This window comes from Methanosphaerula palustris E1-9c (assembly GCF_000021965.1).
Lineage (GTDB): Archaea > Halobacteriota > Methanomicrobia > Methanomicrobiales > Methanospirillaceae > Methanosphaerula > Methanosphaerula palustris.
Genome location: NC_011832.1, coordinates 2,624,864 through 2,651,778, shown reverse-complemented (window position 1 = coordinate 2,651,778; position 26,915 = coordinate 2,624,864). Strand labels below are relative to the sequence as shown.

Annotated in this window: 32 protein-coding genes; 13 read left to right on the top strand and 19 right to left on the bottom strand. The window is 56.6% G+C overall.

The window, feature by feature from the left end; translation table 11 throughout:
• Window positions 1–21 precede the first annotated feature (21 nt).
• From MPAL_RS12545 to MPAL_RS12530, 4 genes are read right to left on the bottom strand one after another with little or no spacing between them, the layout of a single operon-like run.
• Complete coding sequence (locus MPAL_RS12545) at window positions 22–327, bottom strand: HEAT repeat domain-containing protein (protein WP_012619107.1); 306 nt, start codon at window positions 325–327, stop codon at window positions 22–24.
• Window positions 288–1,007, bottom strand: a complete 720-nt coding sequence (ribB, locus tag MPAL_RS12540) for a 3,4-dihydroxy-2-butanone-4-phosphate synthase (protein WP_012619106.1) — start codon at window positions 1,005–1,007, stop codon at window positions 288–290. The genes MPAL_RS12545 and ribB (MPAL_RS12540) overlap by 40 nt, the downstream gene beginning before the upstream one ends.
• Window positions 997–1,803, bottom strand: a complete 807-nt coding sequence (ribB, locus tag MPAL_RS12535) for a 3,4-dihydroxy-2-butanone-4-phosphate synthase (RefSeq protein ID WP_012619105.1) — start codon at window positions 1,801–1,803, stop codon at window positions 997–999. The genes ribB (MPAL_RS12540) and ribB (MPAL_RS12535) overlap by 11 nt, the downstream gene beginning before the upstream one ends.
• Window positions 1,796–2,464 (bottom strand): DUF120 domain-containing protein, encoded by a 669-nt coding sequence (locus tag MPAL_RS12530; protein ID WP_012619104.1) that lies wholly within the window; start codon window positions 2,462–2,464, stop codon window positions 1,796–1,798. Before MPAL_RS12530 ends, ribB (MPAL_RS12535) begins: the two co-directional genes overlap by 8 nt.
• 117 nt (window positions 2,465–2,581) lie before the next feature.
• Here MPAL_RS12530 and MPAL_RS12525 point away from each other — a divergent pair, with 117 nt between their 5' ends.
• From MPAL_RS12525 to MPAL_RS12510, 4 genes are read left to right on the top strand one after another with little or no spacing between them, the layout of a single operon-like run.
• A complete protein-coding gene (locus MPAL_RS12525) occupies window positions 2,582–3,292 on the top strand; it encodes a helix-turn-helix domain-containing protein (RefSeq protein ID WP_012619103.1) in 711 nt (236 codons plus the stop codon).
• Window positions 3,286–4,338 carry a hydroxymethylglutaryl-CoA synthase gene (locus tag MPAL_RS12520; protein ID WP_012619102.1) on the top strand — a complete coding sequence of 351 codons (1,053 nt, stop codon included), beginning with the start codon at window positions 3,286–3,288 and terminating at the stop codon, window positions 4,336–4,338. Before MPAL_RS12525 ends, MPAL_RS12520 begins: the two co-directional genes overlap by 7 nt.
• The gene (locus MPAL_RS12515; protein ID WP_012619101.1) at window positions 4,335–5,501 is read left to right on the top strand and encodes a thiolase domain-containing protein; all 1,167 of its coding nucleotides are present in this window, start codon (window positions 4,335–4,337) and stop codon (window positions 5,499–5,501) included. Before MPAL_RS12520 ends, MPAL_RS12515 begins: the two co-directional genes overlap by 4 nt.
• Before the next feature lie 2 nt (window positions 5,502–5,503).
• Window positions 5,504–5,902: a Zn-ribbon domain-containing OB-fold protein gene (locus tag MPAL_RS12510; RefSeq protein WP_012619100.1), complete on the top strand. Its 399-nt coding sequence runs from the start codon at window positions 5,504–5,506 to the stop codon at window positions 5,900–5,902.
• A 94-nt stretch (window positions 5,903–5,996) separates the two neighbouring features.
• Here the strand turns inward: MPAL_RS12510 and MPAL_RS12505 are convergent, their stop codons facing one another.
• Entirely contained in the window at window positions 5,997–6,299 is a 303-nt protein-coding gene (locus MPAL_RS12505; RefSeq protein WP_012619099.1) for a helix-turn-helix domain-containing protein, read from the bottom strand.
• Between the two features lie 1,558 nt (window positions 6,300–7,857).
• Between MPAL_RS12505 and MPAL_RS12500 the strand changes: the two genes are divergently transcribed.
• The 3 genes from MPAL_RS12500 (at window position 7,858) to MPAL_RS15980 (ending at window position 10,515) form a co-directional block, all read left to right on the top strand.
• Entirely contained in the window at window positions 7,858–9,045 is a 1,188-nt protein-coding gene (locus MPAL_RS12500; RefSeq protein ID WP_012619098.1) for a molybdopterin-binding protein, read from the top strand.
• 437 nt (window positions 9,046–9,482) lie between these two features.
• On the top strand, window positions 9,483–10,286 hold the full coding sequence (locus MPAL_RS12495; protein WP_012619097.1) for a class I SAM-dependent methyltransferase: 804 nt from the start codon (window positions 9,483–9,485) through the stop codon (window positions 10,284–10,286).
• A gap of 16 nt (window positions 10,287–10,302) precedes the next feature.
• Window positions 10,303–10,515: a hypothetical protein gene (locus MPAL_RS15980; protein ID WP_148208244.1), complete on the top strand. Its 213-nt coding sequence runs from the start codon at window positions 10,303–10,305 to the stop codon at window positions 10,513–10,515.
• Here the strand turns inward: MPAL_RS15980 and MPAL_RS12490 are convergent.
• The 3 genes from MPAL_RS12490 to MPAL_RS12480 all read right to left on the bottom strand — a co-directional run bounded on the left by MPAL_RS12490 (window position 10,484) and on the right by MPAL_RS12480 (window position 12,183).
• Entirely contained in the window at window positions 10,484–10,699 is a 216-nt protein-coding gene (locus MPAL_RS12490) for a tautomerase family protein (protein WP_012619096.1), read from the bottom strand. The genes MPAL_RS15980 and MPAL_RS12490 overlap by 32 nt on opposite strands.
• A gap of 122 nt (window positions 10,700–10,821) precedes the next feature.
• Window positions 10,822–11,718, bottom strand: coding sequence for a metal-dependent hydrolase (locus MPAL_RS12485; RefSeq protein ID WP_012619095.1), 897 nt, complete (start codon window positions 11,716–11,718; stop codon window positions 10,822–10,824).
• A gap of 66 nt (window positions 11,719–11,784) precedes the next feature.
• Window positions 11,785–12,183 carry a hypothetical protein gene (locus MPAL_RS12480; protein WP_012619094.1) on the bottom strand — a complete coding sequence of 133 codons (399 nt, stop codon included), beginning with the start codon at window positions 12,181–12,183 and terminating at the stop codon, window positions 11,785–11,787.
• Between the two features lie 188 nt (window positions 12,184–12,371).
• On the opposite strand from MPAL_RS12480, the gene MPAL_RS15975 reads away from it, so the two are divergent.
• Window positions 12,372–12,668 (top strand): hypothetical protein, encoded by a 297-nt coding sequence (locus tag MPAL_RS15975; protein ID WP_012619093.1) that lies wholly within the window; start codon window positions 12,372–12,374, stop codon window positions 12,666–12,668.
• A 114-nt stretch (window positions 12,669–12,782) separates the two neighbouring features.
• The gene (locus tag MPAL_RS12470) at window positions 12,783–13,340 is read left to right on the top strand and encodes a ferredoxin domain-containing protein (protein WP_012619092.1); all 558 of its coding nucleotides are present in this window, start codon (window positions 12,783–12,785) and stop codon (window positions 13,338–13,340) included.
• A gap of 44 nt (window positions 13,341–13,384) precedes the next feature.
• Here the strand turns inward: MPAL_RS12470 and MPAL_RS12465 are convergent, their stop codons facing one another.
• From MPAL_RS12465 to MPAL_RS12415, 11 genes are all read right to left on the bottom strand, one after another.
• Window positions 13,385–13,744, bottom strand: coding sequence for a winged helix-turn-helix transcriptional regulator (locus MPAL_RS12465; protein ID WP_012619091.1), 360 nt, complete (start codon window positions 13,742–13,744; stop codon window positions 13,385–13,387).
• A gap of 24 nt (window positions 13,745–13,768) precedes the next feature.
• Window positions 13,769–14,113 (bottom strand): winged helix-turn-helix transcriptional regulator, encoded by a 345-nt coding sequence (locus MPAL_RS12460; protein WP_012619090.1) that lies wholly within the window; start codon window positions 14,111–14,113, stop codon window positions 13,769–13,771.
• A 53-nt stretch (window positions 14,114–14,166) separates the two neighbouring features.
• Window positions 14,167–14,454 (bottom strand): hypothetical protein, encoded by a 288-nt coding sequence (locus tag MPAL_RS12455; protein ID WP_048145393.1) that lies wholly within the window; start codon window positions 14,452–14,454, stop codon window positions 14,167–14,169.
• Entirely contained in the window at window positions 14,451–14,711 is a 261-nt protein-coding gene (locus tag MPAL_RS17110; protein ID WP_012619089.1) for a CDGSH iron-sulfur domain-containing protein, read from the bottom strand. Before MPAL_RS17110 ends, MPAL_RS12455 begins: the two co-directional genes overlap by 4 nt.
• Window positions 14,712–14,769: 58 nt before the next feature.
• On the bottom strand, window positions 14,770–15,216 hold the full coding sequence (locus MPAL_RS12445) for a serine hydrolase (RefSeq protein ID WP_048145392.1): 447 nt from the start codon (window positions 15,214–15,216) through the stop codon (window positions 14,770–14,772).
• The gene (locus tag MPAL_RS16365) at window positions 15,203–15,355 is read right to left on the bottom strand and encodes a hypothetical protein (RefSeq protein WP_158303683.1); all 153 of its coding nucleotides are present in this window, start codon (window positions 15,353–15,355) and stop codon (window positions 15,203–15,205) included. The genes MPAL_RS12445 and MPAL_RS16365 overlap by 14 nt, the downstream gene beginning before the upstream one ends.
• A 333-nt stretch (window positions 15,356–15,688) precedes the next feature.
• Window positions 15,689–16,642 carry an IS5-like element ISMepa1 family transposase gene (locus tag MPAL_RS12435; protein WP_012619087.1) on the bottom strand — a complete coding sequence of 318 codons (954 nt, stop codon included), beginning with the start codon at window positions 16,640–16,642 and terminating at the stop codon, window positions 15,689–15,691.
• Window positions 16,643–16,916: 274 nt separating this feature from the next.
• Window positions 16,917–17,936 (bottom strand): hypothetical protein, encoded by a 1,020-nt coding sequence (locus MPAL_RS12430; RefSeq protein WP_012619086.1) that lies wholly within the window; start codon window positions 17,934–17,936, stop codon window positions 16,917–16,919.
• Between the two features lie 187 nt (window positions 17,937–18,123).
• Window positions 18,124–18,582 (bottom strand): hypothetical protein, encoded by a 459-nt coding sequence (locus MPAL_RS12425; protein WP_012619085.1) that lies wholly within the window; start codon window positions 18,580–18,582, stop codon window positions 18,124–18,126.
• 154 nt (window positions 18,583–18,736) lie between these two features.
• Window positions 18,737–19,672: an ADP-ribosylglycohydrolase family protein gene (locus tag MPAL_RS12420; RefSeq protein WP_012619084.1), complete on the bottom strand. Its 936-nt coding sequence runs from the start codon at window positions 19,670–19,672 to the stop codon at window positions 18,737–18,739.
• A gap of 144 nt (window positions 19,673–19,816) precedes the next feature.
• Window positions 19,817–20,248 carry a hypothetical protein gene (locus tag MPAL_RS12415; RefSeq protein WP_236610392.1) on the bottom strand — a complete coding sequence of 144 codons (432 nt, stop codon included), beginning with the start codon at window positions 20,246–20,248 and terminating at the stop codon, window positions 19,817–19,819.
• Window positions 20,249–20,656: 408 nt separating this feature from the next.
• Here MPAL_RS12415 and kdpA point away from each other — a divergent pair, with 408 nt between their 5' ends.
• From kdpA to MPAL_RS12395, 4 genes are read left to right on the top strand one after another with little or no spacing between them, the layout of a single operon-like run.
• Window positions 20,657–22,321 (top strand): potassium-transporting ATPase subunit KdpA, encoded by a 1,665-nt coding sequence (kdpA, locus tag MPAL_RS12410; protein WP_236610391.1) that lies wholly within the window; start codon window positions 20,657–20,659, stop codon window positions 22,319–22,321.
• Window positions 22,318–24,387 carry a potassium-transporting ATPase subunit KdpB gene (kdpB, locus tag MPAL_RS12405; RefSeq protein ID WP_012619081.1) on the top strand — a complete coding sequence of 690 codons (2,070 nt, stop codon included), beginning with the start codon at window positions 22,318–22,320 and terminating at the stop codon, window positions 24,385–24,387. Before kdpA ends, kdpB begins: the two co-directional genes overlap by 4 nt.
• Window positions 24,384–24,944 carry a potassium-transporting ATPase subunit KdpC gene (kdpC, locus tag MPAL_RS12400; RefSeq protein WP_012619080.1) on the top strand — a complete coding sequence of 187 codons (561 nt, stop codon included), beginning with the start codon at window positions 24,384–24,386 and terminating at the stop codon, window positions 24,942–24,944. Before kdpB ends, kdpC begins: the two co-directional genes overlap by 4 nt.
• The gene (locus MPAL_RS12395; RefSeq protein ID WP_012619079.1) at window positions 24,941–26,854 is read left to right on the top strand and encodes a DUF4118 domain-containing protein; all 1,914 of its coding nucleotides are present in this window, start codon (window positions 24,941–24,943) and stop codon (window positions 26,852–26,854) included. The genes kdpC and MPAL_RS12395 overlap by 4 nt, the downstream gene beginning before the upstream one ends.
• Window positions 26,855–26,915: the final 61 nt, after the last annotated feature.

Sequence of the window (26,915 nt, the reverse complement as noted above, 5' to 3'; positions counted from 1 at the left end):
CAGTAAAAAGAGGAGACGATCTTAACGTCGAGAGGAGACAGTGTGGAGAATGATCTGCTGGACCTCACGGATCAGATTCTGGATATCAGGGTCTTCAGTCCGGTAGAGCCCTCGGAGCGGGGGAATCGCCCGTGGATCCCCAAGTCTGCCGAGAGCCCAGACCGCCTTCTTCCGAACGAACCGATCCTCGTCCTGAAGCGCCCCGATCAGATCGTCGACCGCCCTGGGGTCCCCAAGCCTGCCGAGAGCTTCAGCCCCCTTCCACCGGGCGGTAGGGTTGGGATCAATCAGCAGTCCACGGTAGTGTTCGTACCGCTCGTCTGGCATACACCCTCATGTAAGCAAGAGATCCCGGTAGCCTCGAAGACGTCCTTCCCCTCGACAAAGACCAGCCCGTGATCCTGTGCATACCTGATCGCATCGTCCTTCTTCAGGGCTAGACCAGTCTCGTCGTCCAACATCTCGCAGATCGCAATGGCTGGCGTCACACCGGCCATCCGGGCCAGAGTCACTGATAGTTCGGTCTGCCCGCACCGCTGGGCGAGCAAATCGTCTGCGGCCCGCAACAGCGCCACATGACCGGGGGTACGGAACTCGGCATGGAAGGTATCAGGCTCGCCGGCCAGCACCTTCTTCACCTGGGCGCCGATCGACGAGATCGTCAGCGCACGATCGCGGTCAGGGATCCCGGTGAAGGTCTTCTTATGATTCACCCAGATCGAGAACGAGGAGTGGTTGCTCCGATCGTACGGGATCTCCCCGTCCTGTTCGACCACACCCGTAGCCTGCAGCAGGTCCGTAGCGAACGGGAGATGAAGCAGTTTTGCAGCCACCGGATCGATCGCAGTGCAGATCAGGCCGCCACCGTCCTTCCTCATCTGAAGAATGTGCTGTGGTGTGACCACATCGGCACAGATTGCAAAGTCGGTCTCCCCTTCCCGATCTGCAAAGTCGTAGAGCAGGATCATCTTTCCATCGCGCAGTGCGTTCAGGGCATCATCGATCATTCTGAGCCTCCATGGTCACGGTGGTATCTGTTCCATGCAGCGTATCACACAGTCCTCTGGCAGCAACAACATCGCTGGTGTTATGAGAACTGCCCGGACCCTCCATCGAACGCTGGCATCCCTGTTTGTTGCTGGAGAGCCTGACGGCGTCCAGAACCTCCTTCCCTGAGACAAAGATCAGTCCATGCTCTTCTGCATATCGGATCGCATCGTCCTTCTTCAGGGCCAGGCCGGTCTCATCGTCGAGCATCTCGCAGATCGCAATAGCCGGTGTCACGCCGGCCATCCGGGCCAGAGTCACCGAGAGTTCTGTCTGTCCACGCCGCTGGGCGAGCAAATCGTCTGCGGCCCGCAGCAGCGCCACATGACCGGGGGTACGGAACTCGGCATGAAAGGTATCAGGCTCGCCGGCCAGCACCTTCTTCACCTGGGCGCCGATCGACGAGATCGTCAGCGCACGATCGCGGTCAGGGATCCCGGTGAAGGTCTTCTTATGATTCACCCAGATCGAGAACGAGGAGTGGTTGCTCCGATCATACGGGATCTCCCCGTCCTGTTCAACCACACCCGTAGCCTGCAGCAGGTCCGTAGCGAACGGGAGATGAAGCAGTTCTGCTGCCACTGGATCGATTGCGGTACAGATCAGGCCGCCACCGTCCTTCCTCATCTGAAGAATGTGCTGTGGTGTGACCGCGTCGGCACAGATCGCGAAATCAGTCTCCCCTTCCCGGGTTTCAAAGTCATAGAGCAGTATCATCTTTCCTTCGCGTAGTGCGTTCAATGCATCATCAATCATCCAGTACCTCCACGGTTACAGTATCCATATCCTTCAATTGCAGGGTCTCGCGCAGCCCTTCGGCAGCAATCACCTCGATCACATCGTCTGGGTAATGGGTCCTGCCAGGGACCACGATCGCACACCGATATCCCTGTATACTGCAGGGGAGGGCCCTGGCCCCCCCAAAGGTCCGTTCATCTGCAGTAAAACCTTCAATTGGCACCCAGTCCACAGATTCAAGTCTCTTTCTGACCTGAACGCTCGGTCCATTCAGCCGAATGTTCAGGGTTCCGGGGAACGGGGAGAAACCGAGTTTCTTATGAAACTGCTCGCGATAATGGGGCAGTCCGACATAATACCGCCCCTCCCCGACGCCACTGACCACCGTCCCGTTCAGCTGAAACTGGGCGACCTTCCGCTCAAAGACCCTGCAGTAATCTGAGTACTCCCGATGCAGGGCCTCCTCGCCATCCCTGGTGATCGTCACATACTGACCATCAGGATGGAGCGACCGTGTGATTAATAGCCCGGCTTCGAGGGCGATGAGCCGGCGGGAGGCGGTCTGCGGGCTGATCCCGAGTGTCCCGGCCAGGGTCTGCGACGAGATCAGGACCGGGCCATTGCACCCGCCGATCAGTGCAATCGCCTTCAGGCACTGGAGATCCTCTGCTTCTAGCATATATCAAAATTGAGATGCTTACTATTTATGGATTTTGGAGTGGGATATTGGTGAGATACGTGATATGTCGAATGACCATTCGTTAATTATTTAATATACCCGCCCAGATGGTATACTATGAAATCCGGACTGCGTCATCAACTCGCCGAAAAGATGGCTGGTGAGATCACGCTTTCGGACTCACCAGGGAAGGCCCTAAAGAAGTGGCGGATGAGTTTTGACATTCCGCAGGGTGTGCTCGCAGAACGGCTTGAGGTATCCCCATCTGTGATCAGCGACTATGAGAGCGGGCGAAGGAAATCGCCGGGGACCGCAGTCGTCGGAAAGATCGTCGACACGATCCTCTCGATGGACGAGGCCCAGGGAGGGCGGTATATCCAGAAGTTCAGCACGATGCTCTATGCTGACTTCGACGACGAGGTGATCTATGATATGCATGAGTACGCAGTCCAGGTCCCCCTTCGGGAGTTTGCAGAGGTGATCAATGCGACCCACCTCTGCGGTTCGCTCGACCAGTCGCTGTACGGATACACAGTGATCAACAGCCAGAATGCGATTGTGCAGCTCTCCTCAAATGAGTTCAACCGACTCTACGGTTGGTCGACCGAGCGTGCAATGATCTTCAACGGGGTTTCAAATGGCAAATCCCCGATGGTTGCGATCAGAGTCACCTCGTTTAAACCACGATGTGTGGTGCTACAGGGGATCACGCCCGAGGAGGTGCATCCAATTGTACCACTGCTTGCAGACAAAGACCGGATCACGGTCCTCTGCACGAGTATGGAGATAGAGAAGATTATTGCAGTACTGAGAGGTCAGGAATGGTAGGCATCATCACATACGGGGCGTATATCCCCCGGTACAGGATCAAACTCGAAGAGATCGCCCGGGTCTGGGGGGACAACGCACATGACATCACATCAGGGCTCGGGGTGAAGGAGAAGTCGGTCCCTGACCTGGATGAGGACACCGCCACGATGGCGGTCGAAGCGGCCAGGAACGCGCTGAAGCGACGGGATGTGGATCGCGAGGCGATTGGGGCCATCTATGTCGGGAGCGAGTCGCACCCGTACGCCGTCAAGCCGACCGCGTGTACCGTTGGTGAGGCAATCGCCGCGACTCCGAACATGACCGCGGCCGACTATGAGTTTGCCTGCAAAGCGGGAACCGCTGGCATCCAGGCCTGCATGGGTCTAGTCGGAAGCGGCATGATCAAGTACGGCGTGGCGATCGGCTCGGATGTTGCGCAGGGTGCACCGAGCGATGCCCTCGAATACACGGCAGCGGCAGGCGGAGCGGCGTTCATCATTGGTAAGGACGATCCGATTGCAGAACTCCACCACACCGTCTCGTTCACCACCGACACCCCTGACTTCTGGAGGCGCGAAGGGCAGAGTTATCCACGGCATGGCGGCAGGTTCACCGGTGAACCCGGTTATTTCAAGCACACGATGGGAGCGGTCAACCTCCTCTTCGATCAGATCGACAAGTCACCGAAGGACTACGACTACGCCGTCTTCCACCAGCCCAACGCGAAGTTCCCACAGAAGGTCGCCAAGATGCTCGGGTTCACTCCCGAACAGATCAGACCTGGGCTCGTGGTTCCACGGCTTGGAAACACCTATTCCGGGGCCTCGATGATTGGCCTCGCAGCCACGCTCGATATCGCGAAGGCAGGTGACCGGATCTTCGTCGCCTCGTTTGGGTCAGGCGCCGGCAGCGATGCGTTCGACATCGAAGTAACTGATCATATCGAATCCGACCTGATCAACAGGAAGGCGGCCCCTTCAGTGGAGGACCTGCTGAAGAACCCTATCTACCTGGACTATGCACTGTATGCAAGACACAAAGGAAAGATCGTGATGCAAGAATGAGAGATGTCGCAGTGATTGGAGTGGGATGTACCACCTTTGGAGAGAAGTGGGGGACATCGTTTAGGAACCTCTTTGTCGAGGCGGGGGGAATGGCCATCGAGGACGCCAATATATCAGGCGAAACGATCGATGCCCTCTATGTCGGAAACATGAGTGCCGGCCGGTTCATCGATCAGGAGCATATCGGCGCCCTGATCGCGGACTATTCCGGTCTCGCCTCAGAGCACACCCCCTCGACGAGGGTTGAGTCGGCCTGCTGTTCAGGCGGGCTTGCGTTCCGTCAGGCTGTCATCGCGGTGGCTAGCGGCATGGAGGATATCGTGGTCGCCGGCGGGGTCGAGAAGATGACCGATGTCGACACCCCAACCAGCGTGGACGCCCTGGCAGCGGCAGCAGACCGGGAATGGGAAGGGTTCGTCGGAGCCACCTTCCCTGGGCTGTACGCGATGATCGCCACTGATTATATGAACCGGTACCCGCTGACCAGAGAGCAGCTGGCACAGGTCGCCGTCAAGAACCACTATAATGGGGCCAGGAATCCGATCGCACAGTTTCAGCATGAGATCTCGATCGACACCGTCATCAACTCCTCGCTGGTCGCTGACCCGTTGCGACTCTTTGACTGTTCTCCGATCACCGATGGGGCGGCCGCGGTGATCCTGGCTCCACTGGAGCGGGCGCACGAGTTCACCGATACCCCTATCAAGGTGCTTGCTACCGCACAGGCATCGGACACGATCGCTCTTCATGATCGACGGGACATCAGTACGATGGACGCGACGGTTGCTGCAGGAGACCGGGCCTTCAAGATGGCGAAGCTCGAACGGAAGGATATCGATCTGGTCGAGGTGCACGATTGCTTCACGATCGCAGAGATCTGTGCGATCGAGGATCTCGGGTTCTGTAAGAAGGGCGAGGCCGGCAAACTGACCGAGGAGGGCGTGACCGCACTGAACGGCAAGCTTCCGGTCAATACCAGCGGCGGGCTGAAGGCCTGTGGCCACCCGGTCGGCGCGACCGGGATCAAGCAGGTCTGGGAGATCGTGAAGCAACTCCGTGGGGAGGCCGGCAAGCGGCAGATCGACGGTGCAGAGATTGGAATGACTCAGAATGTCGGCGGAACCGGGGCTTCGGTGGCTGTCCATATCCTCGGGAGGGCCTGATCATGCCGGTCGCACGATTCTGGCGCAAGATCCCGCAGCGGTACAATCTGGTCGGGACTGAGTGCACCACCTGCGGGAGAAGGTTCTTCCCGCCCCGGACTTTCTGCCCGGACTGCAGGCGGACTGGGGTCATCGAGGACCATACCTTCGAGGGGAAGGGGACCGTCGTCACCCACACCGTGATCAGGTCAGCCTCGGACCAGTTCTCACAGCAGACCCCCTATGTGCTTGCGATCATAAAACTGGACGAGGGCCCTCAGTTCACCGCACAGGTTATCTGCCTTCCAGAAGAGATCAGGATCGGGATGCGGGTCAAGAGTGTCTTCCGCAAGGTCGCAACCGAGGGGAACAGTGGAGTGATCTACTATGGGACCAAGTTCGTCCCTGACGAGCAGTCATAGGACTGCCCCACATCTTTTTTCTTTATATTTGCAGGATCCGACTGGTTTGGATCTCCTCCAATCAGCCTGTGGAAATAATAAAAAAGCGGCGGGACTATTCTTTATCGGCGTTGAGGTCAGGATCATCCTCAACCCCATGGGACGGGATTGTGCTTTCAGATGACCCGGTCCTTCCTTCAATAAAATCTGAAAGGTCTTCCGACTTGATCCGCCAGTATTTACCGATCTTAACCGCTCTGAGCCGTTTTTCCTTGATATGGTTCCGGACCAGTTTTTCGCGGATCTGCAGGATCGCGGCCACCTGTGCGACGGTCAACAGTGGTTCTGTGATGATCTCCCCCCATACTCTGCTGTCTGGGGAGAGGGCTATAAATTCTCTGACTCGGGTGTGTTCCATAACGGGATCCCTCCCTGATCACCAGATGAGAAGCAAACCGGTGCAGTGGTGAATTGCCGGTGCCCCGGGCCTTTCTGCATTGCAGGGTGGCATGGCATCTTTCCGGTGTCAGCATTCACGGTACTGTCAACTGGCTCAATCAAAAAAATCATCTAGTCGTATGAGAATGAATTGGTCTTTTTACCTATTAAACATTAGCAATAGCGGAACATACAGGACATAAAGATACCCTTAAAGCCCTATACTGATATGGCCGAGCATCAACAGGGGAAGTAACCCGCAGACCTGATCGCGGTCAGAGACCACCAGACCTGTGGAACTCTTCCCAAAATCTCTTCAAGACCTTCAGGATCCTCGACCGGAAGAATGATGCGAGGAATCCTCAGCCGACCTGCTCATACCACTCGATTTGATTCCACGGGCACTCAGGCTGTGCTGCTCAGGAGTGCCGCCACGCACACCACCAGAACCCTTTGAGTTCTTCTGGTTCTTTGAGGATTTGATTCCACGGGCACTCATACTGTGCTGTTCAGGAGTACCACCACGTACACTACCCGTGGCTTTGCGTCCCTCCCGGGATGGCACAGGTTCGGAACGCATAGTTTCCTCATTCTGACCCTTCTTATGCTCTACCATTCTATTTCACCATCCCTGTGGGGGGCGTAATAAGATATAAACTTTTTCAGTACACTGCTGTGTTGCATAACTAGGGTATATCCTCATCTACTTTGTTGCATAATGCGAAAATCGCCTATTAACTGTGGGGATATGGAGTTAAAAAGTCCATTTTTTTGCCCATATTTGAGTTATGCAACACAGCAAGAAGAAGTTAAAAAGAGCAGAGCATAGAGGGGATGAATGGGTCAAATATCCCGTATCTCTTCAATTACTATCATTTCGAAGACCCTCCAGCCAAGGGCAGGAGACCGAGAGTCAGATCCGGTCGAACTGCGGGTCCCTCCAGTTCGGGAGACTGCGGAGGATCAGAATCTCCTCTCTGTGAAGGTCTGGGATCGCATGAAGCGATGGAGACAACCACCGGACTCACCCGATTCGGACCAGCACCAACTCTTCGGATGACCGGGCAAGCAGATCGAGGGGCATGGTGTCGGGTCGGGACCTGACCGCCAGGTATCCCTGCTGCTGGAACCTAGAGATGACTGCAGAAGTTACTCCCTGCCAAAGTCATTTAAAACAGGAATGAATAGGTTTTCGCGGTTGAACTCAAGGACATCGTTACTTGGATCATGTCATACGAAAATGTGAACTGGAAATTGAGGAACAAATCAAAGAGTGATATATGGTGTGGGTTTGGATCTGATCTCACCAGATATCAGTAATCCCGGTGCACTTTGAAACGCTTGATCGGGCACTCTCATATCGATCACACTAAGGCCTGTTTTTTCGAGATAGTTTGAATCGATTGAGGTCGGTCATTGCCCTTCATCCGAAATTACTCTGCACTTTTATAATTATAAACAGTTGATATTATAACAAGTTCAAAAGAATAGTTTATCACTCTTCCAATCCTATTGTGATCAATCTTCAGGTGATCACTATGCCGCGAACATGTAGTAATTCACAATTTTTGCCACTGACAGAAGCAAAAAAGATTATTGTTACGTCATTTGAGTCACCGGATCATTCGGAATGTATCCCGGTTTCCGATGCGTCAGGTCGTGTCCTCGCTGAGCTGGTCTACTCGAACCGGACCAATCCTCCTCTGATCCTCTCCGGACCCGATGGAATTGCCGTGAAGAGTGATGAGACGATCGGGGCGGGAGAGGATACCGGTATTGAACTGGAAGCTCCCCGGGTAAACACCGGCATGCCAATACCTGAGGGGTATGACGCAGTCATCCCTATGGAAGAGATCACGCTGGTTGCCGAGAAGAGATACCGGATTCATACTCAGGTTTCACCTTTCCAGAACACTATCCCGTGCGGAGATGATATTGTAAAAGGGGATCTGGTCATGGAGAAGGGGCACATTATCATCCCGTTCGATATCGGGGCACTGCTTACCTATGGCATACCTGATGTCCGGATTAAGACCTGGAGGATCGGTCTGATCGCAACCGGTGATGAGATTATCTCTCCTGATAAGATCCCGCTCCCCGGTCAGATCGTAGATAGTAATTCGTCCATGATTGCGACGTATCTGAAACAATACGGGATCACCCCGGAGATCTATCCGATTCTTCCGGATGATCCTGCCTCTATTGCCCGGGAGGTATCGAAGATCTGCAGAGAGTGTGACATGGTTCTGATCTTTGGTGGTTCTTCTGCCGGATCGAAGGATTATACTGTTGATGCATTGGAACAAAGCGGGACCCTCCTCTTCCATGGGGTTGCGATGGGGCCTGGAAAACCGGTGACCCTGGCTCAGGTCAATGGAAGACCTGTGATTGGAATGCCTGGTCCCTCAATCGCATCACTGACCGCTCTTCATGAATTGGTATACCCCCTGCTCAGGCAATGGGATGTGCCGATTCCTCAGGATACCTGTGTCAAAGGGACACTCACTGAAGAGATTGTCTCTTTTAAGGGGTTTGATCTGTTCCTGATGATGAAGGTCTATCAGAAGAATGGAAAGACACTGATCACCCCCGTCAAGAGAAAATTCGGACAGATGATGGGGGTCAGGGCAGATGCAGTTCTTCATAAGAAGGCTGGATCTGATTCATTTGCTCGGGGACAGGAGGTTGAGGTGCGGATGCTCAGGACGGAGAAACTATCGTGTTGACCATACCATCCCTGATTTGATCGTAGACATAAAAAGTGTCGAAGATTGGTATATTCCAGGATTTGATGCGTAACTCTATGTGCTGAGTCCCTAGGACTCTTCTCATATCTGCTTTTCCCAGATGGGAGAACCGGATATGCATCAACTGTAGGGTTTTCGACTCTGATCACCCTGAATAACGCAACGTTCGTGCATGAATCTGACAGGCAAAGGGGGCGATTATTTGTTCTTCTCCTCGTTATCTGAAGAATCTCTATTTTTTGTAGACCCGGACGAGGAATGGGATTCCTCGGCAAGATGATATGATCCGGGGGGCGCAATCATTCAAATATCGAAAATTTTTTCCATGATCGGTATAATGGTGGAAACTAAATTCAGGTGTACATATGATTCAGGATGAAAATGTAAAATGCTGGGTGGAGTGTTGGAGATCGTCAATGGATGAATCCGACTCGATCACAGATGAACTGCAGGCAGTCCGGTGGAACAAACGGGCGGGACAGTTTGGAAATGATGGAGATGAGGAGAGTAAACGGAAGAAGAACGCTGAATTTTTTAGACATCTGGATGAAGCTGGTTTCCAACCATCAGGGGCAACGGTTCTGGATCTCGGTTGTGGTTACGGATCCCTGTCTATTCCCCTTGCCCGTGCAGGTGCAGAGGTGACGTCACTTGATATTTCATCCGGAATGCTCGACCGCCTCAAGGAGACGGCAGAGCGTGAAGGACTGCATATCAACCCGGTCGAATGCTCGTGGTGGTCAGCAGATATCGATGAACTGGGGTTTCGAAATAAGTTTGATCTTGTCATAGCATCGATGACACCCGCTATCAAAGACGTGGATACTTTTGATCGGATGACGGCTTGTTCAAAGAAGTACTGTTATTATAGTAATTTTATCAGGAACAATCTGGATAAAATTCCCCGTGATATCTATGTCAGGATTCTGGGAGTTGCACCCGAGCAGAATCTCTTAACGACGGGGTTGTTATATCCATTCATGTACCTTTATACCCTGGGTTATCATCCGATCATCAAGTTCGACTGTAGATCGGACCATCGGGAACAGGATTGGTCTGAAGCGGCTGAAAAGGCAATGGATTATTTGCAGATCAATCTGGATCTCTCCGATGAGATAAGAGAAAAAATCAGGGACTTCTATAAATCTGCCTCCATTCGTGGCAGGTTCATTTCTGACTCTGTAAAATACATCGGGATGATGGTATGGTCGGTGACATGAACCTGAACTGAACCGATTGACCTGGTCCGTCATCGAGCCGGCCACCGGCACCGTGAACGTGTACGAATGCTTCGCCCCTTCCTCGGTCGATGTCCAGCCGGCTCTTCTTCCTTACACCACCGCCGCTGCCGGCCAACACTCACGGCGAGGGCGGAGGGTAAGGCGACGCTCCCTTGAAATACTGCAGAACCGGTTCCCTACTTCTTCGTCGCTCCCGTTTCTCCCATGAGTTCGGGGATGGTCTTCCGGCCGATCATCCAGTTCTCTGCCGGGATTTCGTGGAACACGATCCAGACCAGTGTTGGTGGTACCCCCGCCGCTTTGGCGACCAGGTCAGTGATCTCGCGGCCGAGGTCAGCACGCTGTTCCGCAGAGAACTCACCCGCCACATGCTCGATCTTAACAAAAGGCATTTCGTTCACATCCTGTCGATATTATCAGTATCGACGATGACATAATCTCAGTATTCTCATATCAATATTCTCTCGCCAGTTCTTTTAAGGCCGCATACTATCCGCGAAGGAGACCTAACTTCCTACAGGGGAATCCGGACCTCGGTGAAGTACGGGGGATAGAAGATCAGCCCGGCCTTGCGCAGCGGGTCGACGACGACCAGGCCGGCCCCCTCCTGCGTAACCGTCGTGATGTACGAATGGTACCGGACCCGCCTGACCGCCGGGTCGACGAGGTAGGGTGCGACCGCCGCTGCCGTCGTGTTCCGGTACTTCAGAAATACTGTGGGCTCCGGCGTCCCCAGCAGGGCCCGGTACTCCCGCACCGTCCATGTCTCCGGCGTCTCACCGATCAGCAGCCACCGGAAGGGGCTGACCATCGGCACGGCCCGCCGGATCCCACTCAGGTCTGCCCGGAAGACCACCCGGACACCACAGAACGCCGCGAAACGGACCGCAAGAAATGCGCAGATGATCGCCACGTAGGGGAGGATCATGGTCGGAAGATCGATCACCCCCAGCCCCATCCAGATCAGGATGAAGATGCTGACCGCTGCGAGAAGAATGCTCGGCCCGGGGAGGATGCCGGCCGTGTACTTCGTATCCGAGAATGGCACACAGAGGGGTATCCCCGGGCAGGCAAGCCAGTCAAGCCCGATATGCAGGAATGTCCCTCCGAGGACGGCGGCGAATGCGACGGTGCCAGCCGGTGCCAAAAGGGCAGCTGGGATCGCCCCGGCGAGGCTCGCCAGCGTGATGCCGGCCCATGCCAGCACCGCCATGACGACCGCCCCTCCGATGCTGTGGGCGATCCCCCCATGGGTGAAGAGGTAGAGCCGGGGATCGCTGTCCGAGACCCGGGAGAAGAACGCATCCGCGTCGATGATGACCGCACCGAGCACCATAAACGGCAGGAGCTGCGGGAGACCAAGGGCGTAGGCAAGGACGGCGGCCGTCAGCGCATGGGTGAGTGAATCCACACTATTCGTTACCGCGTACGATTTAATATGAGTGTGGTTTGAGGAGAAAGAAAGAGAGGGGGCAGCTCAATCCCTTTTCAGCGAGTTGATCGCTATGGTGAAGGGCTCGGCCTCATCCGAGTAGATGAACTCGATCTCACCCGGAGGCATAAGGTCGCCGGAAGAATGCCCTCCTTTCCCCTCGACCATGGAGAGAGTCCTGCCATCCCGGCCGATGACCCCGGCGAAGGTGACCGCCTTCCAGACTCCGCTCTGGTTCGCGAGGCTGATATCTCCCGAGAAGATCCGGCCTTTCTGTTCGGTGACCATCATGATCATGGTGTCGTCGGAGAAGGCGTCGTATCCTGCCCCTTTAGTGTACCCGGTGATCGTCCCGCTCCAGTTCCCGAGCAGGTTGGGCGTATCAGCAACCACAATCGTGCTCGTGTTCTTACTCTCCTGAAGACCGGGGACTTCCACAGCCACAGAAGCCCGGGATAATTTTAAGAACAAATATTATCGTGAGACCAGATCATTCAGGGATCGTGAAAGTGGTGATTCCAACATGAGATCTTCGATTTTCTGATATCGATTCTGTGGCCTGTTCCTCTGTAGCGGCGTCCAGGTCGATTTCAATGATATCGTCATAGTGTTCGACGACTATAGGGATTGATATGAAACTCCTACCGTTATTTTTTACAGACCTCGACCGATCAGCAGAACGTCGCGCCGGCTCGTCCCTCGAGATCAGAGTGGAAGGTGAAGCCCTGCCGGCGATCATCGCGTGGTGGTGCCATAAGGACCTCGGGAAACAGGGATCGAGGGGACCTTCGATTGGGGAGACGACAGACTGTCCGCCATCGATCCCCGACAGTGCCAGGACCCGATCAGAGGCGAAGGTTACGAGCTGCATCGGCGGGGAGTCCGAACCCCTGATGCGTCGCGCGGACGAGTCAGGGAGTACCGCTTGATTACGATCAACAGTGACGAACATTCCCGGGCATCAGAATTGATACCAGATCTGGTATCTGATCACAATTCGGTTACTCTCCGGTTTTTCACATACCAGTCATGAATAATCATGTATGTCTGCAGAAACTGATGCAGTAAAAACCGTTGCCGGTCTTATGGCACTGGCAGCACGTACCGCACCAAAAGCCGTAGGGCTTGATTCTCTTGCCATCGAGGTTGTCGGTAGGAAAGAACAGGAAATAATAGCCGGTGAGATGATCCGGATAGCTAAGGAAACTGGCATGGACTTTTTCCGGACCAATGGCGAGCAGATTCTAGCCAGCGATGCGCTGGTCCTGATCGGCATTGCCGGGCAGAACCCGATTGGGCTGAACTGCGGGGGATGTGGTTATGCGACCTGCAATGAGATGGCACAGGCATGTGAAAAAACAAAGCCCCAAAAGACCGACTATGCCGGCCCGAACTGCGTCTTCAAGGTAACCGATCTCGGTATTGCAGTCGGTTCAGCAGCAAAAACTGCCAGCATCCACAATGCGGATAATCGTATCATGTACAGCGCCGGTGTTGCTGCAATGAAACTCGGGATTATCAAAGGTTGTAGCATTGTATACGGGATCCCGCTCAAGGCATCGGGGCAGAACATCTATTTTACCACCGCAATCGAGCACTGATGTGAAAGAATTAAAAACAGAAGCGGGAGATCTTCCCCATTTTTTTATGACCCGGGTGGTTGTTTGAAAAAACCTTTCGGTATATGTTCGGGATAATGCGCTATTGCCCAGTCGCAGGTTAGATCAAGAATTGGCAGGAGCCCGAGGCCGGCTGCTGTCAGAGTATATTCAACCCGAGGGGGGATGCCTTCATGTTGTTTCCGTAGAATGAGCCCGTTGTCCTCAAGCATCTTCAACTGCCGGGAGAGGATGTGCGGACTGATTTTCGGCAGTTTTTGTTTAATCTCGGAATACCGCCGGCTGCTCTTTCCGATATGCCATATGATGAGGGCTTTCCATTTTCCCCCGATAAAATCAAATGCCGCTTCAACCGGGCACTGGTAGGGACAGGATTGTTGTGCCATAATCTTTCTCCAAAATTTTTAAAATTATTCGATCTTCTGAGCCGCATCAGGACAGTACTCGATAACCCAGTCACTGATATTATCAAGGATCGGAATGAACGCCCTTCCGGTTTTCGTCAGTTCATATTCTACCCGGGGTGGGATCTCACGATGCATCTTCCGAATCACAAGGCCGTCCTCTTCCAGTTCCCTCAACTGCTTTGCGAGCATCCGAGGGCTCACATTCTCAAGTATATCTCGCAGCTGGTTAAACCGTGGTTTTCCATCCCCTATATGGGAGATAATACGGGCTTTCCGTTTCCCCCCGATAACAGCGAAAGCTGCCTCAATTTCACAGTGATAGGGACATTTTTCCTTAGTTCTCTTCACATTACTCAATACCAATCTTGTAATTGGTTACTATAATATACTGACTACTTAAACTAAACTGCACGGAACAAATCCGAACGAGGAATCATATGAAAGTAATCGCATTCAATGGAAATCCCAACAAGGATGGAAACACGAACTGATTGATCCGACACACGCTGGACGAGATTGAGAAGGCCGGGATCAAAACGGAACTCGTCCAGTTTGGCGGGAAAAAAGTTCATCCCTGCACGGTCCTCGATACGATCAGCGGACCGGCCTTCAGCCTCACGGGTCGTCGGTCCATCCTGCTCGATCGTGATCGCAAGGATCTCCCCCTCCCCATCGACCCTCTTCTTCATGCCACCATCGCCGGCCGGCACTCCTCAAGGTGGCTCCTGTCGCAGAACAGCATGTTCTTCGACCTCCCACACTGGGAGAGCGTGACCCCGTTCCGGACCTCGTAGGTCTCACCATCGACAGCGATCACCGGGATACCGCCCCGGACCCAGAGTGGCCCTTCCATCCAGTACTCCAAGTCCTCGGTGACGACCCGGCTGTCGTAGGCTGCCCTCACTGCAATGCAGGGCAGGCAGCCTGGCAGATGTTCCCATCCCATGGCGAGAGCGAGAGGGTCACGGGCACCTTCCCGAGCGTGAGCACCAAGTTGCCGTCGGTCAGGGCGACGGTCGCGTCACCATAGACGGGACACGCAAAGGTTCCGGATAGGACTTGAGTGAGAGCGGCGATGCCAGGTGTTCGGGCCTTGGGGTCTTCTCGGAGAAGACAAATGCCTTCATTGCCAGGTTCGGATCGGTGCCAGGCCCCGCTTTCTGCCCGGAAGTGCTGAAATAGGGCCAGTAAAACCAGTCCGTGATCTCCTCGGGAAGGCTCTGGCAGACCTCGTTGGCGAGGATGACAATCCCGAGTTTCTCACCCGGTACTAACATGATGTAGGCATGGTTGCCGGGGGTCTCGCCGGTATGCTGAAGAACCGGAGGCGTCCCGTTCTTCTCCACATAGGTCCAGCCCTGGCAGAAGTAGGTCCTGGAGTCGGCGGTCATCTCCCTGGCGATGGGAGTCTGGGGATTGTGCATGATGGTCAGGTTTTCAGTGCCTGACAACCTGCTTCTCCGCGAAGGTTCCGTTCCCGAACAGGAGGATCAGCCACGCAGCCATGTCCTTCACGTCCGCGTTGATCCCGACGGCGGGTCCAATCTCGTCGGTGAAGTGATTGAACTGCCAGTCGGGATCTATGGGCACCGGTCCGATGGTGCCGTTGGGGAGCACCGATCATGTGGAGGCCGACGTGGTCTGTCGACGACCGGAACGCATCATATCCTGTCGTCGCACTGGTCATGGAGAGCGGGGTTTTGTTGCGACATCTGCTTGGTTACGGGATAGGCACATATGGAAAATTTGATGGTTATTATTCATTTTTGAGAAGCAATTCAGGTGTCTGTTCAACAGCATGAATGAACTTTTTAAGAATTTCAAACAATTCACCACTCTGGAGACCACTGTTCCGCAGTACTTGGTCATCGGGTTTTGCATGAATGGGTTCATGGGCGAGACGGGCAATCTTTCCGGGAAGAGTCAAACACAGAAAAATCTCCCTTTCGGTACCTGACTGATCCTTATCAAAGAAGGGCTCTGTTGAAATGCTTCAACTATGATAACAATCACGACTGATTGAACCACCTTCGTGAGGTTATGGAGGATCATTTTGACCTTGATCTCCTTGACCTGGTACCAATATTTTCGTGCCTTGAGGTCCTCTCCGAATCTTCTTTTAATGACTGAAAATGCGGTTTCAACTTTGTTTCTCTCGTAATAGCGTTTCGAATCGAAGTTGTTATACATCTCTTGTCTATATTTCCCCGAATAGATCTTTCCTTTCCAGGTTCTGACAGGTATCACCGAATCAGCACCCATTTCTTCCCTGATCTGTCGATGAAGTTTCTCGGAATCGTACCCTTTATCCATCACATAACACCCGGTTTTTCTGGTCCTCTGGCACTGCCTGAGGAGTGGTTCAGCATGTTTAGTGTCGTGAACTGGTTTTAGCGAGATCTTGGAAAAGAGGATCACCTGCTTACATGTATCTACTGCAATCGACGTTTTCAGGAAGTTTTTTCGGGTCTTTCCTGTACGCCAGGAGTAATAATGACTGGCGTACGGACTTGTGAATCCCGTAGAATCGATGGCAGTTGTTGGAACAATTTCACCCCAGGAATAAAACAGTTTGAGGGTTTTATTCAGGAATATCGAGAGTACTGCAGAAGGAGTTCGAGCCATGAACTTATGGATGGTCGAGTAGTGGGGAACCTGGTCAAAATTGAGGATGTCTTTGATCCTGCCCATCAGATTGATGAGTTCGACTACATCACGATAGTCAGTACCAAGGGCTTCACGAAAGAGAAGGATCGCCATGAGCTGATGCTGAGTATACGTTCTCCGAGAATATTTACAGGAATAAAGAGGGAAATGGGAGGATCGAAGTACTGAACAGATGTATCTGACAAGTTTGATATACCGGTTCGTTGACATTATTTCTGCTCCTTGTTGTTGAATTTGTCATTGACTCAAGGAGCAACGATTCTTATTAGATATTTGTCTTATCGTGGGATCATAGTACCAGAGGGTTTCAACAGAGCCCAAAGAAGACAGGTTCTCCTCAGACCATCTGGAGATTTTCAGCAGAAAAGCGTAATGGGATTGAGATCATAACGGCCTGGATTCAAAGGGAGAGTCCGGTGCATTGTCGACTGCCTGGCTGAGGACCTCCCTGCCCGTTTTTATAAAAATTCCGTGAATACGAACTTCAATCCGTTCTGCCCTGGAACTGGTACTCCGGCACTCTCCGGTTCTGCTCGAAAAAATTCCCGATGAGATCGTTCTCCAGTTCCCAGAGTTGATGCGGAAGCACCGACTCCTCGACGCCGTGAACCGAGAATTGCAGGTCCTTTCCATCCCACGACTTTCCGCTGAGATCGAGCAACCGCTTCGCACAGTTCCCGGACTGGCCGATGGAGACGATCTCCTGCGAACCGGGATCGGAGAGGAGATACAGCCCGGGGCCTGCAGGAACGGTCAGGATCTTCTCCGGCACGAGCATCTCGCGGTCACTCCATGAGAGGTCCATCCAGTCAGCATCCCCGGGTTTCCCTGCTGCAGAGAGCGGCGGAGAACTTTTCCCGCCGGCCGGGTTGTCCTTCTGGCCGGCTTCCAGCCTCCCACCGCGAAGATGCTCTTTCCGGTTCGTGGACCTCCGGTACCGCGGGTGGAACCGGCCGAAGTTGCAGAGTGGGGATTCACCCTGCTGTTGCCGGTACCGGTACAGGAGGAGATGCTCCATCCCCCGCCTCCCGTTCGTGGAGGCATCGAGCGGGGCGCCGGAACATTCGAACTCGAATCCTTCCGCATCCCGCCAGGCCCAGAGGGAGGGGGCGACCGTATAGGGATCGCTCCACGGCATCAGGTCTGTTCGTTTGAGGGTGTACCGGAGTTCGTTGAGCTGCTGGTACACGCTTCTCCGGGTCTCGCCGATGTACATGAGGAAATCACTGCCGACCGGCCGTATCCGGTAGAGGCCGGGCTCTTTTGGGATCTCCCGGAATTCGTGTTTCTCCGCGGTGAAAGGGACCCACTCGGACCAGGAGAGGGAGGCCCAGACAAGGGAGAAGTGATGATCCAGGGGGTAATGCTCCTGGCAGGCGTCTTCAAAAAGATCGACGTCATGATCTGAAGGGAGGCGATCCGTTTCCCGGTGACACTCCGGACACTGTGCTTCAGTATCCTCGATTGTGTCATCGGAGGGGGGTAATTTTTGAATATTCTCCATGTTCTCCACCGTTATCTCCTGAGTATCAGATCGTTGGGATTCAAACGTGAAGAACAGATCATACGATCCGTTCTCGACGGGGCTGATAATGGTTCGGTCAGTACCGATCCGGCCGGTGCCGTTCGATCCGGGTGCGATGGTCTCCTATCCGGGTGGCTACCGTCTCCTGATAAAAAAGGAGATGTTCTCAGATCTTCTTCAGCGAATCGATCGAGATGGCGAAGGGGTCGTTCCTGTTCGTGTAGATGAATTCAATCTCATCCGGAGCGACCAGTGTCCCGGAAGAATATCCTCCCCCGGTCTGGACCAGGGTTAGTGTCTTTCCATCGCGGCCGATCTCCCCGGCACCCGTGGTGGTCTTCCAGACTCCGCTCTGGTTCGCGAAGACAAAATCTCCCGAAAAGATCCGCCCTTTCTGTTCAGTGATCCTCATGGTCATGGTATCACCGGAATAAGCATTGTATCCCTCCCCTTCGATGTACCCATCGATCGTACCGGTCCAGTTCCCGAGCAGGTTGGGAGCGGTGACTACAGTCGTGCTCGTGTTCTTACTCTCCTGAGGGACGGTTGTACAGCCGCCGATCAGCACTCCGAGGAGCAGGAGACTCACACAGAGCAGGGCTTTCATCGTTATCTTCATGTTCATATCGTTCTGATGAAGCACGGAGAGGGATAAAACCAGATCTTTTGATCGGGAAGGGTGGGGGGCGATCGATCGACCGGTCGGTCGTCGATCTCAACCATGAGTATCCGGAGAGAGAAACCCCCTCTCTGCAGGAACCCGCCAGGGTCGACCTCTCCTATAAACGTCCGGCGATCCGGAAGAGATCGTTCGCAAACTGCTCGATCGTCTCCCGCTGCACGATCGTCTCCTTCCAACCATCCGGAATCGCAGTGACTCCGTAATAGGCGCCGGCGAGCTGCCCGTATATCGCCCCGGTCGTATCCGCATCGTCGCCGAGGTTCACCGCCGCGAGGCACCCCTCTTCAAAGGATTCCGTCCGGGCAAAGGCCCACAACGCCGCTTCGAGCGAGTCGACGACATGACCCCGCCCCCGAATCTCCGGCGGCTCCTTCTCCCAAAAAGAGCCGTCGGCTACGGTGCAGATCTCCGGTGCAAGCGGATGGAGGTCCCAGTAGCCTTCAACAGGTGAGAATTGCGAGGAGAGTAACTCCTCCTTTGAAGTGCCCCGGACGGCACCGACGATGAGCCCCCCCATATAGCGGCATGCGTCGACGCACAGGTCGAGGGGATGGGTCGCCTTCGAGTTCTCCCCGGAGAGTTCGATCGCACAGGAGGGCGTGCCGGCATATGCCAGCGGGATCGGGGCCAGGCGCATCAGGGACCCGTTTCCCGCCGAACGAGGATCGGTGGGACCGGATTTGGGTTCCCCCGTCTTCTCGAAATGGAGGAGTGCGGAGAGGGTCGTCGTCCCGATATCAAAATTTTTTCCATTGCTGCTCAGGTGTCCGTTCCGGTACCAGTCACAGTACCGTTCGAGCTGGTCGTTCAGGTCGAACCCACTGCACTGGATGAGGCTCTCGGCCAGGCAGAGGGCCATCGAGGTGTCGTCGGTCCATTCCCCGGGTTTCAATCCGAACATTCCTCCGCCGATCATGGCGTGGACCGGGTTGAACGTTCCCGGGGACATGAATTCAAGGGGGACACCCAGAGCATCGCCGACTGCCAGACCGAGGAGTGATCCGTGATAGCGTTCGAGAGGTGATATCGTCATGGTAACCACAGGTCGTTCTTCCATTACAATGGATGATCTTTTGTTTCACTACTTTATGATTGCATTCACATCAGCCTCTCCTTCACAGGTCTTCCGGCCAAAAATATTGTTCGCACCTCCGAAAAGATGGGGGGAATGGTAATCTCAGACCTTCTTCAGCGAATCGATCGAGATGGTGAAGGGTTCTGCCCCATTCGTGTAGGTGAGTTCTATCTCATCCGGAGCGACAAGGGAGCCGGAAGAAGTTCCTCCCCCGTCCTCGACCATGGAAAGAGTCTTTCCATCGCGGCCGATCACTCCGGCACATTTGTTGGTCGACGAAATTCCGCTCTGATTCGTGAAGAGGAACTCTCCCGAAAAGATCCGGCCTCTCTGTTCAGTGACCTTCATGGTCATGGTGTAATCGGTCCAGTTATTGTACCCTTCCCCATTGGAGTACCCATTCATCGTGCCGGTCCAGTTCCCAAGGAGGCTGGGTGGAGTGGCAACCGCTGCAGTGCTCTGCTGAGATGTGGTTGTGCATCCACTGATCAGTACCGCGAAGAGGAGAATACTCACACAGAGTATGGCTTTCATTTTATTGTTTATGTTCATGGTGTTCTGATGAAGCCCTGATGTGATAAACCTGATCGTATGATTGCAACCGTGGTTCACACCGTTAACAGGGCGAGATGACCATCACTGCAGCCATCGATCCGGGCCTGCGCAGGTCGGAAATTTCTTATTTTTCACCTCCCTTCTGGAGGGTTGAAAGGGGGTATCTGGATGATAAAAAAAGTTCTTACATATTAAACATTCTATCTAAAATAGAAAAAGTTGATATTCAAGCATCTCATTCCAGAATATGTATTAGATTAGTTCGGTTCGTCGCCCCCGTGGCGTCGAGGTGAAAATGTCTATGGTGAGAATTTCTCGTCAGCAACAACTGGCCCATCTGCAATCAGGTGATCTTCGGTGACATACCCTGATCCACTCCTTGATGCGGTGGGAATTATCGTTTTCGTGCTTCTCCTGACCGCCGTCGCTTTCCCTCTCGGAAAGTACATGTCCCGGCTCTTCTTCCAAGACAGGCCGCCGGCTATCATTCGAACCCTTGAGGCTCCGGTCTACCGCCTCCTCGGGGTTGACCCGACAGCCGAGGAGACCTGGCGAGGCTATGCCCGCGACCTCCTCATCTTCAACGGTATCGGGGTGGCGTTCCTCTTCGTCCTGCTTCTTCTGCAGGGCTTCCTGCCGCTCAACCCGGCCGGAGTTTCGGGCTTCTCCCCGGACCTTGCGCTGAACACCGCCATCTCGTTCGTGACCAACACCAACTGGCAGGCGTATTCAGGTGAAGTCGCTGCGAGTTACCTCTCGCAGATGGTCGGATTCGCAGTCCAGAACTTCCTCTCGGCCGCCACCGGCCTCGCCGTGACCGTCGTGCTCATCCGGGGACTCACCCGGCGTGAGACCGACCGGGTCGGCTGTTTCTGGGTCGATCTCACCCGCGGTGTCCTCGGCGTTCTGCTGCCTCTCGCGATCATCGGCGCTCTCGTCCTTGCTTCGCAGGGTGTGATCCAGAATCTCGATCCCTATGTCCAGACCAGCGATGGTCTGCAGACGATCGCGATGGGTCCGGTCGCCTCCCAGGAGGCGATCAAGGAGGTCGGGACCAACGGCGGCGGATTCTTCAATGCGAACTCCGCCCATCCCTTCGAGAACCCGAACCCGTTCACCAACCTCGCCGAGATCTTTTTGATCCTTCTGATCCCGGCTGCGCTACCGTTCATGTTCGGTGAGGCAGTCGGCGACCGGCGGCAGGGGTACATCCTCTACGCCGTGATGCTCGCCCTCTTCCTCGGGGCCTTTGCGGTCCTGTACACGGCCGAGCTCTCCGGGAACCCCCTCATTTCGGGAACCTCGGGCTTCCCGATGGAGGGGAAGGAGGTCAGGTTTGGACTCGGTGGCACCGCGCTCTTCTCGACCGCGACCACGGCCACCTCGACAGGGGCGGTCAACACGATGTTCGACTCCCTGACTCCGCTCGGTGGTCTTGTGCCCCTCGCGCTGATCCTTCTCAGTGAGGTCATCTTCGGCGGGGTCGGTTCCGGGTTCTATACGATGATCGCGTTCGTCGTCATCGCCGTCTTCGTCGCAGGACTGATGATCGGACGGACCCCCGAGTACCTCGGCAAGAAGATCGGAGCCTTTGAGATGAAGATGGCGGTCGCGACCGTGCTCACGGCCGGCATCCTCACCCTGATCCTCTCCGGCATCGCGCTCTCCCTTCCGGCTGGCACGAGTTCGATCCTGAACCCGGGCGCCCATGGTCTCTCTGAGATCGTCTACGCTTTCGCCTCGATGGCGAACAACAACGGTTCGGCCTTTGCCGGACTGAATGCAACGACGCTCTTCTACACCCTCACTGGAAGCCTGGCCATGGCGCTCGGCCGGTTCGTGCCGATCATCGCGATCCTTGCCCTCGCCGGCGCCCTCGCGGCCAAAAAGACGGTTCCTCCATCCTTTGGCACCCTGCCGACGCATACTGTACCATTTGCCATCTGGCTCGTCCTTGTGGTCCTGATCGTTGGTGCACTCACCTTCTTCCCGATCTTTGCCATGGGCCCGATCGCCGAACATCTCCAGATGGTGGGAGGGATGGTCTTATGACCCGCAAACACGTCGAGACCGTTCAGGCCTTTGACAAAGCCATGATCCGCGAGGCCCTCGTCGACGCGATGAAGAAACTCGACCCCAGGCAACAGAAGGAGAACCCGGTAATGTTCGCCGTCGAGATCGGCGGCATCCTCACCACCCTTGCCTTCTTCGCCTCCCTGGCCTCATCCAGCAGCGAGCCCCCGCTCTTCTCGGGGCTCGTCTCCCTCTGGCTCTGGCTGACGGTCTTCTTCTCGAACATCGCCGAGTCGCTCTCCGAGGGACGGGGCAAGGCACGTGCCGCTTCACTCCGCGAATCGCGGACCGACGTCACCGCCCGCCGGCTCTCCAGCCCCTCGCTCACTGCGCCGTTCGACGAGGTCCCCTCGACCTCCCTGGCGCTGGGCGATCATGTGCTGGTCCGACAGGGCGACCAGATCCCGTCTGACGGTGAGGTCGTCACCGGTGCGGTGCTCGTCAACGAGGCTGCCATCACCGGCGAATCGGCTCCGGTCGTCCGTGAATCGGGCGGTGACCGGTCGGCAGTGACCGGCGGGACGACCGTCCTCGCGAACGAGGCTGTGGTCCGGATCACGGCCGCTCCAGGCCAGACCTTCCTCGACCGGATGATCGCGATGATCGAAGGGGCGGAACGGCGCAAGACTCCGAACGAAATCGCGCTCGACGTCCTCCTCTTCGCCCTGACCGGGGTCTTCCTGGCCGTGGTTGCGAACCTCTACCCGGTCTCGGCCTACAGTGCCTCCGTGAGCGGCCAGGGTGCAGCGGTCAGTCTGACCGTGCTCATCGCCCTCTTCGTCTGTCTGGCTCCGACCACGATAGCGGCCCTCCTCCCGGCGATTGGGATTGCAGGGATGGACCGACTCTTCCAGCGGAACGTGATCGCCTTATCTGGCCGGGCCATCGAGGCAGCCGGGGATGTGAACGTCCTCCTGCTCGACAAGACCGGCACGATCACGCTCGGCAACCGACAGGCGGTCGCGTTCGTCCCGGTGAACGGTCAGACACACGCGGCCCTCGTCGAGGCGTCGCTGCTCGCCTCGTTCGCAGACGAGACCCCGGAAGGGCGTTCGATCATCGACCTCGCCCGTGAGAGCGGAGCCGGTGACCTCACCTGCCCTGCCGACGCGGTCTTCATCCCGTTCTCGGCACAGACCCGGCAGAGCGGTGTCGACTGCAGGGGAGTCAAATACCGGAAAGGGGCTCCCGATACGATCGTCCGCGAGGTCGCGGCGGCCCGGGGAACCGTCCCCGCCGACCTCGACGCCAAGGTCGCCGGCATCGCTTCCTCGGGTGGAACCCCGCTCGTCGTCTCCCGCGACCTGACGATTCTAGGTGTAGTCCACCTGAAGGATATTCTGAAGCCCGGCATCCGCGAACGGTTTGAGGATCTCCGGCGGATCGGAATCCAGACCATGATGATCACCGGTGACAACCATCTCACCGCTGCCGCGATCGCGGCCGAGGCCGGTGTCGACGATTTCCTCGCCGAGGCGAAGCCAGAGGACAAACTCCGGTTGATCCGCGACCGGCAGGCCGAGGGATACATGGTCGCGATGACCGGGGACGGGACGAACGACGCCCCGGCTCTGGCGCAGGCCGATGTAGCGGTCGCCATGAACAACGGAACTCAGCCGGCCCGCGAGGCCGCGAACATCATCGACCTCGACTCGGACCCGACAAAACTGCTGGAGATCGTGGAGATCGGGAAGCAGATCCTGATGACCCGTGGGGCCCTCACGACCTTCTCGATTGCGAACGATATCGCCAAGTACTTCGCGATCATCCCGGCCGCCCTGGTCGGGATCTATCCTGCGCTCGCAGCCCTGAATATCATGCACCTCTCGACGCCCTACTCGGCCGTCCTCTCTGCGGTGATCTTCAACGCGCTCATCATTCCAATGCTGATCCCGCTCGCCCTGAAAGGGGTTCGGTTCAGGCCGATCCCGGCTGACCGGCTCTTTCTGTCGAACCTGATCATCTATGGAGGCGGCGGCGTGATCGCACCGTTCATCGGGATCAAACTGATCGATCTGCTCATCGCAGGAGGGCTTCACCTATGACCCTCCGTGCTTCGCTCCGGGCTGCCGTCGTCCTCTTCGGCGGTTGCCTGCTCGTGCTCGGTCTCCTCTACCCGCTCGCCATGACCGGCATTGCGGGTGTCGTCTTCCCTGTGCAGGCGCACGGCTCGTTGATGTACGACGTAAACGGTTCGGTCTCGGGCTCTGAACTGATCGCACGGCCGGTGACCGACCCGCGCTACTTCCAGCCTCGCCCCTCGGCCGTCTCCTACAACGCGTCGGCGTCGGGGGGATCGAATCTCGGGCCGACGAACCCCGTCTTCCTCGACCAGGTGAACACCTCGATCGCGAGTCTTCGTGACGCCGGGGTGACCGGCCCGATCCCGGCCGAGCTCGTGATGGCCTCGGCGAGCGGGCTGGACCCCGACCTCTCGGTCGAGGCTGCCCTGGTCCAGGCCCCGGCCGTTGCAGCGGCCCGGAACAGTTCTGTCGATGAGATCCGGGCCCTCGTCATCGCTCACAGGGTCACCGACCTGATGCCGTTCCATCCGGAGTATGTGAATGTGAACACCCTCAATCAGGCGCTCGATGGGCGATGACCGGGGATGACGGTCGTCCGTTGCCGGACGACCTGCTCTCCCTGGCCCGGGAGGACGACCGGCGCAGGACCGAAGGGAAACTGACCGTCTACCTCGGGTACGCGTCCGGCGTCGGCAAGACCTATACGATGCTCGCCGACGCCCTCGGCTGGCGCACCGCAGGGACCGACGTTGTGATCGGCTACGTGGAGACCCACGGCCGGCCCGAGACCGATGCGCTCGCCGCGAGGCTGGAGGCGGTCCAGCCGAAGGTCGTGGACTATTTGGGCATACACCTCAATGAGATGGACCTCGATGCGGTGCTCGCCCGGAACCCGGCCGTGGTCCTCGTCGACGAGCTGGCCCACACCATGGCGCCCGGCCAGCGGCATACGAAGCGGTATCAGGAGATCGAAGAACTCCTCCGGGCCGGGATCTCGGTCTGCACGACCGTGAATATCCAGCACATCGAGAGCGAACACGACGCGGTCGCCCGGATCACCGGCATCCAGGTCCACGAGACGGTTCCCGATACGTTCCTTGAACTGGCCGGCGATCTCCGGCTGATCGATCTGCCGCCTGACCAGCTCGTCGAGCGGCTGCACGCCGGCAAGGTCTATATTCAGGACATGGCCGCCCTGGCGGTCGCCCGTTTCTTCACGCCGGCTAACCTGATCGCGCTCCGGCAGCTGGCCCTCCGGTTCGTCGCCGGGTCCACGGATCGGGAACTGGTCGGGCTGATGCACTCGCAGGCGATCGCCGGACCCTGGCCGGCTGCAGAGCGGGTGCTGGTCGGGGTCAGGACCGGGCCGTACGCCGACCAGATGGTCAGGGCCGGGTACCGGGTGGCCAGCCGGCTCCAGGCTGAATGGATCGTCCTCTCGGTCGAGACCGAGGACGACCTCGGGGCCCCGGTGAAGGATCAGGCACACCTCCGCGAGGCCCTGGAGACGGCCCGGCGGCTCGGCGGCCGGGTCGTCCGGTACCGGGCCGAGGACGTGGCCGGCGAGATCATCCGGCATGCGAAGCGGAACAACGTGACCACCATCCTGCTCGGCAAGCCCCGGGGGCTCGGACTCTTCCTCTCGCCGGTCTACCGGGTGATGCGGCATACCCAGGGGATTGCGCTGCATCTGGTCGATCCCATCGAGCGTACACGGATTCCGATCCGTCGACAGCTCCCCATCCCTTCGATCCCCGATGCCGGTATCGCCCTGGTTCTGATCGGGGGGGTGGCGGCGGTGAACGTCACGCTCCGGGACACGCTCAGTCCGTCGAACCTGTTGATCATCCAGTTGATCCCGGTCGTGATCGCTGCGCTCTTCCTGGGGAGAGCAGCGTCGGTCTTCGCGGTCGCCGTCAGCATCCTGCTCTTCGATATCCTCTTCGTCCCGCCGTACTACACGATCGCCATCTCGGACTGGCAGTACTTCATCTCGTTCATCGGTTACCTGGTCGTCGCCCTGGTGATCAGCAACCTCGCCAGCCGGCTCCGGTACCTGCTCCCGCAGATCCGCGAGAGCGAGGCGACGGTCGCGGCTATGTCCGGCCTCTCGAAGGACCTCGACGTGGCGACGACCCGGCAGGAGGTCTTCGAACGGCTCGTCGACCATCTCCACCAGGTCACCGGGGGGCCGGTGACCGTGCTGATCCCGAAGGGCGGGGAACTGGCCCGGACGGCTGGGGACCCGACGTATCCGCTCGACGAGAAGGAGGAGGCGATCGCGGCCTGGGTATACGAGAACCGGAGGCCGGCCGGGCAGGGGATGGAGACCCTCCCCGCCGGTCATGGTCGGTACCTCCCGCTGGTCGTATCGGGCCGTGCCCTGGGGGTCGTCGGGGTGATGCCTGAGGAGCATGGTGGGCCGGCCGACGAGGTGCTCGAGGGGATGGTCCGGCTCGGTTCGCTGGTGCTCGACCGGCTGGCGTGAGGTATATCCGGTTCGACCGGCGAGCAGGCCCGGGAATCCATAACCTTTAAAGGAAACAAGC